This window comes from Cytobacillus sp. IB215665 (assembly GCF_033963835.1).
Lineage (GTDB): Bacteria > Bacillota > Bacilli > Bacillales > SM2101 > Nanhaiella.
In genome coordinates, this window is the sequence record NZ_JAXBME010000027.1 from 35,789 (window position 1) to 48,884 (window position 13,096).

The 13,096-nt window shown below is 35.0% G+C and carries 25 protein-coding genes; 22 read left to right on the forward strand and 3 right to left on the reverse strand.

Annotation, left to right across the window (positions count from 1 at the left end; translation table 11 throughout):
• Positions 1-205: 205 nt before the first annotated feature.
• Entirely contained in the window at positions 206-745 is a 540-nt protein-coding gene (locus tag SLH52_RS21850) for a DUF3967 domain-containing protein (protein WP_320211321.1), read from the forward strand.
• Positions 746-777: 32 nt separating this feature from the next.
• Here the strand turns inward: SLH52_RS21850 and SLH52_RS21855 are convergent, their stop codons facing one another.
• Both SLH52_RS21855 and SLH52_RS21860 read right to left on the reverse strand, forming a co-directional pair.
• On the reverse strand, positions 778-1,143 hold the full coding sequence (locus SLH52_RS21855; RefSeq protein WP_320211322.1) for a hypothetical protein: 366 nt from the start codon (positions 1,141-1,143) through the stop codon (positions 778-780).
• On the reverse strand, positions 1,115-2,119 hold the full coding sequence (locus SLH52_RS21860) for a ParM/StbA family protein (protein ID WP_320211323.1): 1,005 nt from the start codon (positions 2,117-2,119) through the stop codon (positions 1,115-1,117). The genes SLH52_RS21855 and SLH52_RS21860 overlap by 29 nt, the downstream gene beginning before the upstream one ends.
• A 580-nt stretch (positions 2,120-2,699) precedes the next feature.
• On the opposite strand from SLH52_RS21860, the gene SLH52_RS21865 reads away from it, so the two are divergent.
• The 5 genes from SLH52_RS21865 (at position 2,700) to SLH52_RS21885 (ending at position 6,115) form a co-directional block, all read left to right on the forward strand.
• Positions 2,700-3,599, forward strand: coding sequence for a hypothetical protein (locus SLH52_RS21865; protein WP_320211324.1), 900 nt, complete (start codon positions 2,700-2,702; stop codon positions 3,597-3,599).
• 628 nt (positions 3,600-4,227) lie between these two features.
• Positions 4,228-5,433, forward strand: coding sequence for an AimR family lysis-lysogeny pheromone receptor (locus tag SLH52_RS21870; protein ID WP_320211325.1), 1,206 nt, complete (start codon positions 4,228-4,230; stop codon positions 5,431-5,433).
• Position 5,434: 1 nt separating this feature from the next.
• On the forward strand, positions 5,435-5,626 hold the full coding sequence (locus tag SLH52_RS21875) for a hypothetical protein (protein ID WP_320211326.1): 192 nt from the start codon (positions 5,435-5,437) through the stop codon (positions 5,624-5,626).
• Between the two features lie 148 nt (positions 5,627-5,774).
• On the forward strand, positions 5,775-5,972 hold the full coding sequence (locus SLH52_RS21880; RefSeq protein WP_320211327.1) for a hypothetical protein: 198 nt from the start codon (positions 5,775-5,777) through the stop codon (positions 5,970-5,972).
• 20 nt (positions 5,973-5,992) lie between these two features.
• Positions 5,993-6,115, forward strand: coding sequence for a hypothetical protein (locus SLH52_RS21885; RefSeq protein WP_320211328.1), 123 nt, complete (start codon positions 5,993-5,995; stop codon positions 6,113-6,115).
• Here the strand turns inward: SLH52_RS21885 and SLH52_RS21890 are convergent, their stop codons facing one another.
• On the reverse strand, positions 6,116-6,475 hold the full coding sequence (locus tag SLH52_RS21890) for a helix-turn-helix transcriptional regulator (protein WP_320211329.1): 360 nt from the start codon (positions 6,473-6,475) through the stop codon (positions 6,116-6,118).
• Between the two features lie 195 nt (positions 6,476-6,670).
• Between SLH52_RS21890 and SLH52_RS21895 the strand changes: the two genes are divergently transcribed.
• The 16 genes from SLH52_RS21895 to SLH52_RS21970 all read left to right on the forward strand — a co-directional run.
• On the forward strand, positions 6,671-6,862 hold the full coding sequence (locus SLH52_RS21895; RefSeq protein WP_320211330.1) for a helix-turn-helix transcriptional regulator: 192 nt from the start codon (positions 6,671-6,673) through the stop codon (positions 6,860-6,862).
• A 55-nt stretch (positions 6,863-6,917) separates the two neighbouring features.
• A complete protein-coding gene (locus tag SLH52_RS21900; protein ID WP_320211331.1) occupies positions 6,918-7,118 on the forward strand; it encodes a hypothetical protein in 201 nt (66 codons plus the stop codon).
• Between the two features lies 1 nt (position 7,119).
• Positions 7,120-7,359, forward strand: a complete 240-nt coding sequence (locus SLH52_RS21905; protein ID WP_320211332.1) for a hypothetical protein — start codon at positions 7,120-7,122, stop codon at positions 7,357-7,359.
• Positions 7,352-7,519, forward strand: a complete 168-nt coding sequence (locus tag SLH52_RS21910) for a hypothetical protein (protein ID WP_320211333.1) — start codon at positions 7,352-7,354, stop codon at positions 7,517-7,519. Before SLH52_RS21905 ends, SLH52_RS21910 begins: the two co-directional genes overlap by 8 nt.
• A 9-nt stretch (positions 7,520-7,528) precedes the next feature.
• Positions 7,529-7,762, forward strand: a complete 234-nt coding sequence (locus SLH52_RS21915) for a hypothetical protein (RefSeq protein WP_320211334.1) — start codon at positions 7,529-7,531, stop codon at positions 7,760-7,762.
• Between the two features lie 43 nt (positions 7,763-7,805).
• Positions 7,806-8,276, forward strand: a complete 471-nt coding sequence (locus SLH52_RS21920; RefSeq protein WP_320211335.1) for a hypothetical protein — start codon at positions 7,806-7,808, stop codon at positions 8,274-8,276.
• Between the two features lie 47 nt (positions 8,277-8,323).
• On the forward strand, positions 8,324-8,704 hold the full coding sequence (locus SLH52_RS21925) for a hypothetical protein (protein WP_320211336.1): 381 nt from the start codon (positions 8,324-8,326) through the stop codon (positions 8,702-8,704).
• A 40-nt stretch (positions 8,705-8,744) separates the two neighbouring features.
• Positions 8,745-8,972, forward strand: a complete 228-nt coding sequence (locus tag SLH52_RS21930; RefSeq protein WP_320211337.1) for a hypothetical protein — start codon at positions 8,745-8,747, stop codon at positions 8,970-8,972.
• Positions 8,973-9,020: 48 nt separating this feature from the next.
• Positions 9,021-9,380 carry a hypothetical protein gene (locus SLH52_RS21935; RefSeq protein ID WP_320211338.1) on the forward strand — a complete coding sequence of 120 codons (360 nt, stop codon included), beginning with the start codon at positions 9,021-9,023 and terminating at the stop codon, positions 9,378-9,380.
• 39 nt (positions 9,381-9,419) lie between these two features.
• A complete protein-coding gene (locus SLH52_RS21940; RefSeq protein WP_320211339.1) occupies positions 9,420-9,698 on the forward strand; it encodes a hypothetical protein in 279 nt (92 codons plus the stop codon).
• Positions 9,699-9,741: 43 nt separating this feature from the next.
• A complete protein-coding gene (locus SLH52_RS21945) occupies positions 9,742-10,353 on the forward strand; it encodes a MazG-like family protein (protein WP_320211340.1) in 612 nt (203 codons plus the stop codon).
• The gene (locus tag SLH52_RS21950; protein WP_320211341.1) at positions 10,350-10,538 is read left to right on the forward strand and encodes a hypothetical protein; all 189 of its coding nucleotides are present in this window, start codon (positions 10,350-10,352) and stop codon (positions 10,536-10,538) included. The genes SLH52_RS21945 and SLH52_RS21950 overlap by 4 nt, the downstream gene beginning before the upstream one ends.
• On the forward strand, positions 10,535-11,077 hold the full coding sequence (locus SLH52_RS21955) for a host-nuclease inhibitor Gam family protein (protein WP_320211342.1): 543 nt from the start codon (positions 10,535-10,537) through the stop codon (positions 11,075-11,077). The genes SLH52_RS21950 and SLH52_RS21955 overlap by 4 nt, the downstream gene beginning before the upstream one ends.
• A 1-nt stretch (position 11,078) precedes the next feature.
• On the forward strand, positions 11,079-11,684 hold the full coding sequence (locus tag SLH52_RS21960; protein WP_320211343.1) for an ERF family protein: 606 nt from the start codon (positions 11,079-11,081) through the stop codon (positions 11,682-11,684).
• A 4-nt stretch (positions 11,685-11,688) separates the two neighbouring features.
• On the forward strand, positions 11,689-12,051 hold the full coding sequence (locus SLH52_RS21965; protein WP_320211344.1) for a single-stranded DNA-binding protein: 363 nt from the start codon (positions 11,689-11,691) through the stop codon (positions 12,049-12,051).
• Between the two features lie 47 nt (positions 12,052-12,098).
• Positions 12,099-13,096: hypothetical protein (locus SLH52_RS21970; protein ID WP_320211345.1), on the forward strand; the 998-nt coding region annotated here is incomplete at its 3' end.

Sequence of the window (13,096 nt, forward strand, 5' to 3'; positions counted from 1 at the left end):
GATTAGTTGGCTAAACTTGTAAAATACGAATATTTAAAGGTAGAGAGGTGTGAAATGTATGAAAGAGAAACTAGATAAAGATCTCCTAATAAAATTCGGAAAGCTTGGAAAAAAATCAAAAACGGTGAAAAAAGTTAAGGTGAAAAAACAAAAATAAAAGGATTATCACCTCTTATATCGAACGATATAAACAGGAGGTGTCGATATGAAAGATTATTCAACTAAAGACATAGCCAACATAACCGATATAGCGGAAAGTACGGTTAGAAAATATTCTCAACTCTTAGAAGCTAGTGGATATGTCTTTAATAGAAATGCCAGTGGTTATCGAATCTTCACAAAGCAAGATAAAGAAATATTCTTTGAACTGAAAAACGCATCTAAAAGTGATAAATCAGTAGAGGAAATAGCACATGACATAGCGTCAAAATACATAGCGAAAGTCGATACAACAAAAGATGACGTATCGGGTAATACGCAGCCACAGCAAGGGATTGAGTGCGACATGCTGGCTGATTTAACAAAAAAATTAGACGTATTGACCGATATGAGCGAAAAACAAAATAAACTAAATGCAGAATTGCTAAAAAAACTTGATCAACAGCAGAAATATATTGATGAGCGTTTAAATGAAAGAGATAAATTACTAATGCAGTCATTGAATGAGGCCACTGAAGTACGTAAACAAATCGCTGCTGCTACAGAAGAAAAGAAGGGGTTTTTCGCTAAATTATTTGGTAAATAAAAAAAGCGTAGAAAAATAATCTACGCTTTTAATTAATCCATCCCAAAATTAGTAGCTGCTTGCTCAGTAAAACCCTTTAGATTATTACTAGTTCTTTCAGTTTCTTCTATAGTATTAGTTGTCGGTTTTGAAGGGGAGGGAGCTGAAGCAGTACCAGAATTCAACTGAATCCATTTATTAATTACTTCAGATGGCTCGGATGATCCCACTGACTTAGCAATAATTGAATAAGTTTTTAAAATCTCTTTCAATCGGTCCTGGACATAGCCACGTTTTACAACTTTTTGTGTTTCGCCATCCGTTTCTTGATATTCAATTCCTTCATTTTCTATTTGATCGAGAAGGGCATACACTTCTTTTTCGTTGTCATTAACGTACAGTTGCACTTTCTTTTTCACGTTCAATCACAGCCTTTCCATAATCGAAATACCCAAGGACGTTTGCTTCTTGCGCATCATCCAAAATAATAAAGCTATTTCTATTTTTTGCTTTAATTCTACTTGAGTGCATTTTTGCCATACCACCTGTAAAAATAACATTATTATACGATTTTAAGTCGAAATTATTATCACGTATGAATAAAAACATATCATCAAAATGCTTGTTTAAAATGTCTTTTACTTCATTTATTTCTTTTATATCTAATACTTGACCATCGTAAACCATACCTTTTTCAAGAAGCTGTGGAATATTTGATATTGAAATAGATCGCATGTCTCCGAATTGGTCTACTAGAAAATTATAAATGTCAATATGTGCATTTTTAACACCTTTCAAAGCTCCTGCACGTTGATTAATAGTATATCCCTTCATTTCCGTGACATCCAGTGTGCCGTGTCCTCCGTCTACGATAAGTGAAAGTTGTTCTTCAGGGTTAACTTTTTCGCTGTTCACCAAGTTCATGTAAGTTCCAATTGGTTGCGGTAGTACGTGAACCTTTTCTACTTTAATAATTATTTCTTCGCCATTAATAGAAATAACTTTGCTGCCTTCAATTGACTTTTTAAGATCGTCAGCTTTAGCCTTAAAATGATTAACTGGTAGTCCAGTAACTAGGTGAGGTATTGTAACAGATTCTCTAAAATCTTTTGCTATAAAAGCAAATAATAGTTGTTTAAATTCTATTGAGTCATATCGCCCCATATCGTCATCACCAAGGGCTGGAATTGCTGTTAAATCAGCCTTTCTAACATCATTGCCGACATGGTATGTATCGGAATCTTGGTATTTAAAAGAATCATAGTCACTAGTTGTTGAGAAAAAATCAGGAGCCGTAGCAAAAACAGACGGCTCTACCAATACACTGTCACCATTCGTTCGTTTAGTATAGCCATTTCCAAGGTCAATCGCATACGGAATATTTAAGCGTTTCATTTAAAAAACCTCCTTGAATTAAGTTTGAATTAAATTTAATTTCAAATTGAATCAACTATATTCCTATATTAGCAGATTCAACCAACTTAATTCAAGTTTAATTTAAAATAAAATCAATTATAATTCTAATTTGAATCAAATGAATAAGAAGTAAAAATTATTGATTCAAAATTAATTCATTTTCAATTCAAGTTTGATTCATTAGGATTTGAAGGGTATGAGGGAAACCGTTTACAAAATTGCCTATTGCAATCTATCCAGTAGAGGTATAAACTAGAAAACAAGTACATAAGAAACGGAAATGTAAAAAGAACCTTCTCTTCGACTGTTATAAAGTGCTACCAACACTTTACAACGGTTAAACCGTACTAGCCTACGGTAAAACACTTTTGCCAAAAAGAAAGTTCTTCATAATTAACTTTATTAGATATATCATTATATATTCTACTATTTTTAGTTATGAAATTCAAGACTTTTCAGGGACAAATGTTTTGCCAATTTACGAGATTTTTCTCGTATTGTACGGATGGCGAATGCATTTGTTCTTTTTCGTTCCCCGAAAAGAAAGGGACGAGTATTAATGCTACTTAACGGAAGAATCGAAGAATTTCAACGCTACAGCAACTTTAAGAGCTTAAAAGACTTCAACAACAACATTGAAATGTTCTTATCCATATACAAAAAAGAGTTTACAAAATCAGAGTTTATAGCCTTTAATCGCTTGCGAAAATACTGTGCTAAGGTTATCGGTGTCGCTAATGCTAGTATTAAGACAGTTTTAGCTGGGATCCAGGACAAAGATACCGCAGCAGGAGTAAGTGAGTCTACTTTTAAACGTATGAAACGCAAGGCTGTGAAACTAGGAATATTAACTATCGAACCAACACAAAGGAACAATAAATCTCAGTCTACTAACCTTTGGATATTCAATCGATTTGTTTCAAATTCTAATAAAATTGACCCCCCACCTACTAGTGGAGAGGGGCGAAAAAAGCCGGAACAAAAGGAAAAAGTTGTTGATCAATTGGCCCCCCTTGAAACTGGCCATTCTATCTATACTAATCTTCATAATATTAATAATCATTTAAATACCAGGTCATTTAAGTACATAAAGTTTGTCCCTAAAATTGTAAACCAAAAATATGCATCACTTTTTCAGCATGATCTGAGAAAAATATGGACAAGAGTCACAAGTGCATGTAAACAAGCGAAAAGAACTTTTAGTGATGTCCGTATCAGCAAGACAGATAAAAATGAAATTGGATTGGTAGCAATTGATTCATTATATCGATATATTGTTGAACGTAACAAAAAGAATGAAACTATGCCACTTGATGAACAATGCAGCATAGTATATTCGGTGACGTTTTCTCAAATAGAACAGCTTAAAGTTTGCCAGGATCCGATATTTCAGGATGTAAACAAAGAAAAATTATTGAATGATGAAAAACATAGTTTAATCGTTAAAATGCTAGAGTGATAGTACCTATAAACGTTGATTTAACAATGTTTTTTAAGGTGTCAAGGTAAAACAACAAAATATAAGTATGTTGATACTTTTGAAGAAAACGGGAGTATTTGAGAGCATTAACGGTCTGAGACTCTCCAAACCACGTCTCAGGGCAGAAGAAAAATTTTACAGCGTATGTTAGGGTTTTTGTAAGAAAAATGTAAATAGAAAATATTTTGTGGCCACAGAATTATAATTACAACATTTACCAAAATAGAATTTTTAAAATGTTTGCAATTCTTTTGGTAGAGGCGTAAAATTATAGCTATATAAGCGTTTACAAAAAATGGACAAATTTGTAACTTTATAGTTTATAAGTTAAAAAACTTGCAATTTTTTCTAGTAACCGAACGTGCAAAATGATATAATACGAACATAAACACGAACGTTTGTTTGTATAAAAGAATAAAATTAAAGCCGTCACCTTTCCCTGGACAGTTAAGGTGACAGCAGCGTATCCTATCTCTCTAAAGCACTAGGATACTCTTCATACTATATCAAAAATAAGCAATGTTTTCCATATATTTTTGACGTATGCAAGAGTGTTAATCCTTGGAAAAGTGATAGGGATTAACTTTTTTTATTGGGAGGAAAACAAATGTCAACAAACACCTCCACCTTAGATTTTGGCACAGAATTTCAAAAATTAATTAGAAAATACGGGATAACTCAAAAAAAATTATCGGAACAATTTGGGATGAAACAAAGCACACTTTCAAGAGTGTTAAAAGGTAGTAGAGGCGGTGACTTTGAAAAGATATACAAGATTGTAAAGTATGTGGCTACCCTTTCACCTAAAATTAAAGTAGAAAAATTAATGCTGCTTTACATTCGAGATTTAACAAATTATGATAATGTTAAGGTGGCAATGGAGTACTGCGATACTCATAACTTCCTAGGCCAGTTGCAAAAATTATGTGAGTATTTTTGGTCAAAGGCCAAAGAATCGAATGAGTTAAAAGCGTGGGCTGACCTGTACAATCTGAGCATTCAAAGAAAACTAGGTAAGATTTCATTAACAGATTGGTATAATAAGCTCATGGAAATAGAGCCATCTTGTAAAGAATCTGAGATATATCGCTCACTAAGGGCTCTTGAGCATCTGAATCAAGAACAAAATTATAGAGAAATATCCGATAACATGAAGATGTTGCAAGAAAATATTAGCCATGTTGAAAATACATATATACGTTTTTCCTTTGGGATCCGTTTAGGAGAGTTTCTGCAAGCAATATATGTACGTTCAGGGAAGTTTGATGAAGCTGAAGAGTTAGCTTTACAAACACTGGGCTTTTCAATTGGAAAAGGCTTTGATGCCTTTGCTACCATTACATTGGCGGAGAGAAACATCCAAGATAAATCAAAGATTGATATAGCAATCCAACATTTTGAGAAAGCTATTGAAATATACGAGGAAATGAATAGGTTAAGTGTTGCTTCATTATTCGTCAAAAGAATAGAACTTATAAAACTATTACATAGTGTTGATATACCACTTGAGGATATTAAGCATAAGCAAAACATTGCTTTTAAGCACATCTTAGATGGAAATACGGCTCACGGAATGAAGCTTCTTGACGAGTTAGATATTGAAGAAGGTAAACAGGAAGCTATACGTGATTTCATGAGAGGTAAAGCAACAGGTGATAGAGGTTTTTACTGGAAAGCTCTATCTACATTTATGAAACGTAATGATAGATTGTATGGTTACTTCCCTATGAAAGAACTACTAAAGCTAGGGGAACATGAAAATGGTGTTTTAGGTCTCTATAATATCTACGAGACAGAAAGAGGTGAACAGTAGCATGTTTAAAAAAGGATTAATAGCATTAGTAATGGGTGCATTTTTGCTTTCAGGACAAAGTGTAGCATTTGCTAATGAAGAAGCTGAAGAAACAAATACAGAAGAGGTACCTGTTATAGATACAACTTTATTGGTGGTCAGTAAGGATGATGTTGTTAAATTTAATACTGATCCGGCTCCAACAGGCGGTTGATCAACAACTAAATAAAATACTAAATTGATATTTTAAGAGAGACGTAACCTTTAACTAGGTTGCGTCTTTCCTGTTTCTAGAGAAAAATTGACAATCTTTGAAAAAAATCACAATTTGTCAATTTTAAAAAAATATAGGAGTGATCATCATGGCATATCTAGCAGAGCAAACGACAAAGCAAACAGCAGAGATAATACCTTTTCCAAATAAAAAAATCCAAACAGAAATCGATGAACTAGCAGAAAAGGCTTTTGAGATCATGGATCAAGAGAAATGGAAGTATACAGATTGGGATCCTGATCTGAGGGAAAGGGACTCGTGGTCCGACATTTTGAAGAAAAGATAAAAATAACAGGGGGCAATAATATGAATAAAGAACTATTAAACGCACTAGAAAAAATTGTAGAAAACAATAATGCAAATATGCCAGCTGCAACTAAGATAGCAGAAATAATTCAAAATAAAAAAGCTACCTGTTCTACCAGGTAGCTATAAACCTTTATTAGATTTCACTTTTACATAGCCAATAACTTCTTTGATTATCTCATCTTTCTCACCTTCAGGTAATGACTCGATAATCTCATACAGTTTCATAGCTTCAGCAGTAATAATACTATTTTGATCAGCAGTCAATTTAGGCTCGTCACTTTTACCGAGTAAATAATCTATTGTCACACCAAATATGATAGAGAGCTGTTCAATTGTATCAAGTGTTGGCCGTCTTTCGCCACGTTCCATTTTTCCAACGCTGGAGTAATTCATTCCTAGCATTTCACCAACATCTTCTAGTGTGAGGTTTTTAGCTACACGAGCAGCACGAATATGCTTACCAATTTTCTCATAATCCATATTTTTTTAACAGTCCTTTCAGGACAAAAGTCCATGTACAGATGGCTATATTGTATCAGAAAAAGTCCAATAAGGACAATAGTAACTGTTTTTTTGATCAAAAAAATTGTTGACGAAGGACTAAAAGGACAGATATACTTTGATTACAGCAGACCTTAAAGTCCTAATATAACATATGACGGTAGGTGAGAAATTATGCTCCAAAACAAAATAGCTTATCACAGGAAAATTAGAGGTATAAAACAAGGGGAATTAGCTAAAATGCTTGGAATGAACCAATCAGCACTGAGTAAAATCGAACTTGGAAAAACTACTTTTACAGTAGATAAAGCTCACGTAATAGCTACCATTTTTGATACAACAATTGACGAATTGATAGTTAAATAGAATTTTTTTACACTAGATAGGACTTTTAGGACTAAACAAAAAGGAGGTTGAAACCTTGGAACATCCATCAATCACCAAAACAATGCGAACAGGCTATTCAGAAGTAGAAAATAAGCCCAAAAGAGATTATTACGATGAAGAAATTTATCAAGGCGAAAAAGTGTGGTTAGACTCTAACACTGGCAATCTAATACTAAAATGCAACTTGGCAAAATACATAACGGAGCATTACGATTTTGATTTAGTGGAGGGATAAAGTGGATATTAACATGCTTGAAGAACATTCAAAAGCTGTTGCTGAAGCTTATGACAAAGGTGTTATTAGTTCTTATGGAAATGAAGTGCATCTTGCTCCTGATCTGTTCGAAAAAATCGTGAAGCAAAACTCAGGGTTAAAAATCGTTGAGATGTTAGTAAGAGGATGTAGTCGAAAAATATTTCATGTTAATGGCCAAACTTACTTTTCTCTTTTTGGAAATGATGATCAACATGAATAACTCAGTGGTTATCACTGATAGCCGTACACAATGGATGATCGCTGAAGATAAATTAATGAGCTGCATGACCAGGTGTCGTCTGTATAAGGAATGCGCAACTAGAGTTGGTGTTGACTGTAAGAGACTTGGAGGTTCTGAGATTCCAAAAATACGTAATTGAGGTGAGAATATGTTTACGAATGAAATCACGATGCGGAGACACGGAAAGCTTGAATTAGTGAAAGCAATCCAAGAAAAAGAGCGGAACGGTTGGGAGTGCGTTGCTCCAATTGCCAAAAGTTCTAATCATAAGAAAGAATGGCAATTATCATCAAATCCGAAGAAGGTCAACAAAAAACGTGACTATAGAGGTGTTTCTGAGGATTACACGTATGTTGTAAAAATGCGAAGAGTAGCTAACTAAACATAATTTGTATTTTGTTTATTAAAAAAGGGGGCATTTGAGGTTGTGCTGGGTTGAAGTTACTAAAGCCGATAAACGAGCTGTCAGATTAGCAGATCGCCATTATACAAGACAAAAGCCAGGCACTAACCAATTTTGCAGACCTGGTAAAAATATTGTTCTACTTTCAAAAGATGAAAAAGCCTTATGGGTGTCGTGGCAAGGCATACGGGATGATGGATTAGATGCTTGGGAGTGTACATTATTTAGAAATGAAGGGGAGTATCTATCCTCTCACTTAATTGTACTAGCATTAGGAATTACTACTGCTAAATGGGGAATTCCACCAAAAGACGGAATTATTACATATGTAGGTAAGCACTTAAAGGGTGGAACATTTCACGCAGCAGGGTTTAAAAAGATTGGAAAGAGTAAGAAAAGAGGACTTCCTTTACTTCAACTACCTCAAGAAAGAATGCCACCACCACTTCAAGCAGCTGATGTAAGTTTATTCGAACATGAAATGTTGATTTAGGAAACTCTTGAATTATTTTGTTTACTAAATGTTGAGGAGGAAAAACGATGGAAAACAAACAACGATTAGATGAAATTATGGGCGTAGCAGTTAACTCAGCAAAAGATCAAGGCGTAGGAGTTACTGATAAAGTTAATTTAAATTTAGATGATTTTATGTTTTTGCATGGGTTAGCTGAAAAAGTTGATAAGTCAGTGTTATTACCGAAAGAAATCGCAAATGCAATAAATGTTATGGATCAAAATGAAATGACTTGTTTTGCAATAATTTGCTCTCTACAAGAAGAAAGTTGGTTGGAAAATAGAGGTTGCGAAATAGAAGAGGTAATCAAAGCACATAAAATATTAAGAAAATGGTCATTTGGTGACAGTGGCGGGAACACTGATCGTTTAATAGAGGCTTTAGCAAATGGTTATATCGAGAATTAAGGAAACTCAAGAGTAAGCGAGTCGATTAGGAGGAGAAATAATGAAAAATATTAAAGTTTGTTTACACAAAAAGAACGCCCATACATTGGAAAGAAATGAACAAGGCAAGTGGTTTTTAGATGAAAAAGAAATTGGACAAGAACAAGCAATCGAAGAGCTTGCTGAAGCAGTTCAAGACTTAGGGTATTGGTGTCAGGTTGCAAAGGATGTATTGCCTGAAGAACAATTTGAGTTAGTCAATGAATCATACTATTACGAAGGTGACTGATAAGTTATAAGACTTAATAAGCATGGAGTCGATTAGGAGGGTGACAAGGTGAGTCAATTAAAAAAGAAATATAAGAAAACTCGAATTGAATTCAAGAAAGAACTAACGACTGCTGTTAAAGAAAACAAGGCTCTTGCAATGCTAATAATTGAAACATATACAGCGTGGCAACATACAAGACATATAACGAAAATTTGGGCTATGTTTAGGAATCCATCTTATAGTGATTTTCAACGTGATTACTCAGATAACTTGATGGGTAAGCATATAACGGGAAGGGTAGATATATGGAGATCACTTCATTTTGGTGGCGAGAAAGACCTTTGTAATAAATACAAGTATGAGATACCTGAAGTTTATGCAATGGGGGATGCTTTAGGAATTGCATATAAGCATTTACGAAACTAAATAGCAATTATGTTTACTAGCATATAAGGAGGCGTGCAGATGCCTAATAAATTTTTAGAACTCGATAAGATTATTACAGTTTGGTTGGATGAAGAAGATGATTTCGGAATTGTAGAAATGGAATGTTCCGTTCTCCGAAATTCATTTTGCCCTATTGAACGCAATGAATACTTCAGCAAAAATAAATATTCAATAAAAGATTATCTTTGGTTTCCGAATTATCAAGGTGCTAGAAGGAATATCAAGCCTTATATTACGGGCAGGTTATCGCAAAGAAACATTGATATTCTTGTAAAGTTGGATGATAAAAAGTCTTAGTAACCACAATGATAGAACAGTTCACTAAAATAAGGGGAATTAAATGAACAAAAAGAAAGCTAGATTAAGAGTTAATAATTTACTAGATCGTTGTCAAGATTGCCCTATTAAGCCAACGAAAGTTGAGTCAGTTTCACATGTTGAGGCTGTTTGTAACGGTTGTACAGTTTATCAAGAGTTACTGCAGTTAGGAAAATTCTTGGGAACTGAAAAGAAGAAAGGGGTGGGGAAGGTGCCAAAAGCATTAGATCTATCTGTTGGAGAATATTTCTCACTAAAGAAAAAGGGATTGAAAGAAAAAGAGATTGCAGAAATTAAAGGCGTGACAAAACAACGGATTTACAATTGGAAATACGCACGTAGAGAAGAATTGAACAAAGCAAAGTGTGAAGATACGGGCATAACAGATATTGTTCTTATGGATGTTGCAGCCGAAAGAGTAAGGCAAGAAATGAAGTGGGGGAAACAACGCCATTCAGACGGTGATTGGTTGAAAATATTAGTTGAAGAAGTGGGCGAGGTTGCACAAGCTATGCAAATTAACCAGGGATGGGGAAAGTCCTCAGATGCTTCTGATCAATACAAAGAACTCATTCATGTTGCAGCAGTTGCTGTGTCGATGGCTGAACAGATTAAGGAGGGACAAAGCACATGAAGTGCCCGATTTGTGAGTCGAAATCACAAGTGTTGGATAGTCGCCCTGAGAAAAAAGGTATTCGTAGAAATAGAGAATGTAAAGAGTGTTTAACTCGTTTTACTACACATGAAACGCTTGTTATACGGTCGATGGATAAGCATTTGATTCAGAAGTATCACGAAAAGGAAGAAGGGTGTATATGAACCAACTTCATGAGCAAGAGCTTGAGGGGATCGAGGAAAAAAAAGAAGGTTTTGCAATTACAGATATGGACAAACTCAACTGGGCGTTTCGCAAAGTATCAGCACTAAGGGCGAAGCACAATCAAATTACTAAACTAGCAGATGCAGAGCGTGAGCGCATAAATCAGTGGGAGGCTAAGGAACTAAGGGACATACATAATAGCCTCCAATTCTTCGAAACTCACATTTCTAAGTATCATGCGAACCAATTGGCTGAAAATCCAAAATCTAAAACTATAAGTACGCCCTACGGGAAAACGAAGGCTCGTAGTTCTAGTGAGCAAATTGACAAAGCTAACGAAGATGCCCTTTTAAAACACGTACAAGCCTCAAATTTGAACGATTATATCAAGCCTGCATTAATGTGGGGAGAGTTGAAGAAATCTCTTAACATTGTAGAAATAAACGGTCAGAAGGTAGTTGTCGATGAGTTAGGACAAAAAGTTGAAGGTGTCTCAATTAAAGAGGCAAATACGAAGTTTAGCGTGGAGGTGGACTGACTTGAATATCTATCAAAAATTAGTAGAAGTTCGTAAAAAAGTTCCCTATCTACAAAAAGAATCACAAGGGCATCAATACAAATATGTAGGTAGCTCTGATGTTTTAGGAGCTATAAGAAGTGAATTAGATGCTCAAGGCTTACTTTTACTAGTTGCTATTAAAGATCACAAGGTGACAACAAGTGGTGAAGATGGCAAAACTCTAACTTATTTTACGGAGCTAGATTTACTTTATACATGGGTGAATGCTGAAAATCCCGAAGAGAAAATTGAGATCCCTTTCTATGCTCAAGGTATCGATAGAGCTGGGGAAAAAGGGGTAGGAAAAAGTCTCACATATGGTGAAAAATACTTCCTTCTTAAATTCTTCAACATCGCAACAGATAACGTTGATCCTGACGCATTTCAAGAAAAGCAGCAAGATAGAAAACCTCAAGAAAAGCCGAGTGGGGATTTATTAAAAGAGATCAAAGATACATGGAAAGCTAAGTTTTCGGACTTTGACATAAACAAAAAGACGCAAAAAACCTATAAGAAGAACGTGGACAACCTTAGTAAAGAACAAGCCGAAGAGTTCCTATCAACATTAAAAGCCATTAAGGAGTGATTGAATGTTAAATAAATGCATTTTCATAGGACGTTTAACTCGTGATCCTGAGTTGAGGCATGGAGGTACTGGAATAGCAATAGCTACATTTACCCTTGCTGTTAACCGTTTTAATAATCAAGAAGCCGATTTTTTACCTATCAAGTTATTTAAAAAACAAGCTGAAAATGCAGCCAATTATTTAAAAAAAGGTAGTTTATGCGCAGTCGAAGCTCGTGTTCAAACAGGGAGCTATGAAAAAGACGGCAAAAAACAGTTTACAACCGACTTTGTAGCAAATCAAGTTGTCTTTTTAGATCAAAAAAGCAGTAATGACAGTAAAAATGAGCAACCTGTAGAGATTTCGGACGATGATTTACCATTTTAGATTATACCAGGAGAATAAACACCTTTTTTGAAAGTGAGGGGATATAGTTGCACAGTTTGGCAGAGAGAGAAAAGACTACTATAACAGCAAAACATCACGTACTAGTGCATCATATCCCTTTTAAAGCACAACCACAAGGGGCTCAAATGGGAAAGATCACAAATGACTTGAAGCGCTCATTTAGCAAGCCCTTTACTATTCAAGAAATCCTGGAATTATTCGCAAATGGTCACAGTATTATGCTCTCACATGCCCAGGTAGACAAAGATAATAGGTTTCGTTTTATCTCAGCGAGTTGTTTCGCTATTGATATTGATGATGAAGAAATGAAGATCCAACCAAAAGAACTCTTAATAAAATTAAAAAGTAGAATAGCAGGTATGTATTACACCTTCAGTCATGGAAAAGAGGGTAAAGGATATCGTTACAGGCTCGTATTTCAACTGGATCAGATAGTAAATGATGAGTTGAAAATGAAGGGCGTTATCGAAACTGTAAACAATGATCTAAATATGCTAGGTGTTCCAGTCGATACCCAGGCTAAAAATCCACTTCAGGTAGTTCGTGGTGGTACCAAATTTATACTCGTTAATGAAAATAACAAGCTAAATACTAATAATCTTCTAAAACGTGTCCAGGAAGAAAATATTAAAAGGCAGCAAGAGTTATATGATTCATTTGAAAAGGAATTGCGCCCTGTTTCCTTCAAGGTACTAAAGGAAATGGCCGAGAAGGTCGGATATATCCCTTCTGGAATGGGGCAAGGTGAAGATTGGAAACGAATTGTTGTAGGTATTCGCCATTATGCCAATTTAGGCTACATTACAGACGATGAAGGTTTTGAGTTGTTTGACATTATCAGTGGTGGTGAACAGTCACAAAAGTCATGGGAAACGCTGCGAGCCCACGGACAAGCTACCATTCGCAGCCTAGTATATTTTGCTAAGAAACAGGGCTATATAGGCAAATTCCAATACTATGAGCCTAGCGGACACACGCCCACGACATACAACCATGAAGCTATCAAAGTAAAAAGGTACATTCC

Excerpts from the sequence above, each read along its gene's own strand:
- SLH52_RS21850 (WP_320211321.1), top strand. The coding sequence starts at position 206 with ATGAAAGATTATTCAACTAAAGACATAGCCAACATAACCGATATAGCG.
- SLH52_RS21860 (WP_320211323.1), bottom strand. The coding sequence starts at position 2,119 with ATGAAACGCTTAAATATTCCGTATGCGATTGACCTTGGAAATGGCTAT.
- SLH52_RS21865 (WP_320211324.1), top strand. The coding sequence starts at position 2,700 with ATGCTACTTAACGGAAGAATCGAAGAATTTCAACGCTACAGCAACTTT.
- SLH52_RS21870 (WP_320211325.1), top strand. The coding sequence starts at position 4,228 with ATGTCAACAAACACCTCCACCTTAGATTTTGGCACAGAATTTCAAAAA.
- SLH52_RS21875 (WP_320211326.1), top strand. The coding sequence starts at position 5,435 with ATGTTTAAAAAAGGATTAATAGCATTAGTAATGGGTGCATTTTTGCTT.
- SLH52_RS21880 (WP_320211327.1), top strand. The coding sequence starts at position 5,775 with ATGGCATATCTAGCAGAGCAAACGACAAAGCAAACAGCAGAGATAATA.
- SLH52_RS21885 (WP_320211328.1), top strand. The coding sequence starts at position 5,993 with ATGAATAAAGAACTATTAAACGCACTAGAAAAAATTGTAGAAAACAAT.
- SLH52_RS21890 (WP_320211329.1), bottom strand. The coding sequence starts at position 6,475 with ATGGATTATGAGAAAATTGGTAAGCATATTCGTGCTGCTCGTGTAGCT.
- SLH52_RS21895 (WP_320211330.1), top strand. The coding sequence starts at position 6,671 with ATGCTCCAAAACAAAATAGCTTATCACAGGAAAATTAGAGGTATAAAA.
- SLH52_RS21910 (WP_320211333.1), top strand. The coding sequence starts at position 7,352 with ATGAATAACTCAGTGGTTATCACTGATAGCCGTACACAATGGATGATC.
- SLH52_RS21915 (WP_320211334.1), top strand. The coding sequence starts at position 7,529 with ATGTTTACGAATGAAATCACGATGCGGAGACACGGAAAGCTTGAATTA.
- SLH52_RS21925 (WP_320211336.1), top strand. The coding sequence starts at position 8,324 with ATGGAAAACAAACAACGATTAGATGAAATTATGGGCGTAGCAGTTAAC.
- SLH52_RS21930 (WP_320211337.1), top strand. The coding sequence starts at position 8,745 with ATGAAAAATATTAAAGTTTGTTTACACAAAAAGAACGCCCATACATTG.
- SLH52_RS21940 (WP_320211339.1), top strand. The coding sequence starts at position 9,420 with ATGCCTAATAAATTTTTAGAACTCGATAAGATTATTACAGTTTGGTTG.
- SLH52_RS21945 (WP_320211340.1), top strand. The coding sequence starts at position 9,742 with ATGAACAAAAAGAAAGCTAGATTAAGAGTTAATAATTTACTAGATCGT.
- SLH52_RS21950 (WP_320211341.1), top strand. The coding sequence starts at position 10,350 with ATGAAGTGCCCGATTTGTGAGTCGAAATCACAAGTGTTGGATAGTCGC.
- SLH52_RS21955 (WP_320211342.1), top strand. The coding sequence starts at position 10,535 with ATGAACCAACTTCATGAGCAAGAGCTTGAGGGGATCGAGGAAAAAAAA.
- SLH52_RS21965 (WP_320211344.1), top strand. The coding sequence starts at position 11,689 with ATGTTAAATAAATGCATTTTCATAGGACGTTTAACTCGTGATCCTGAG.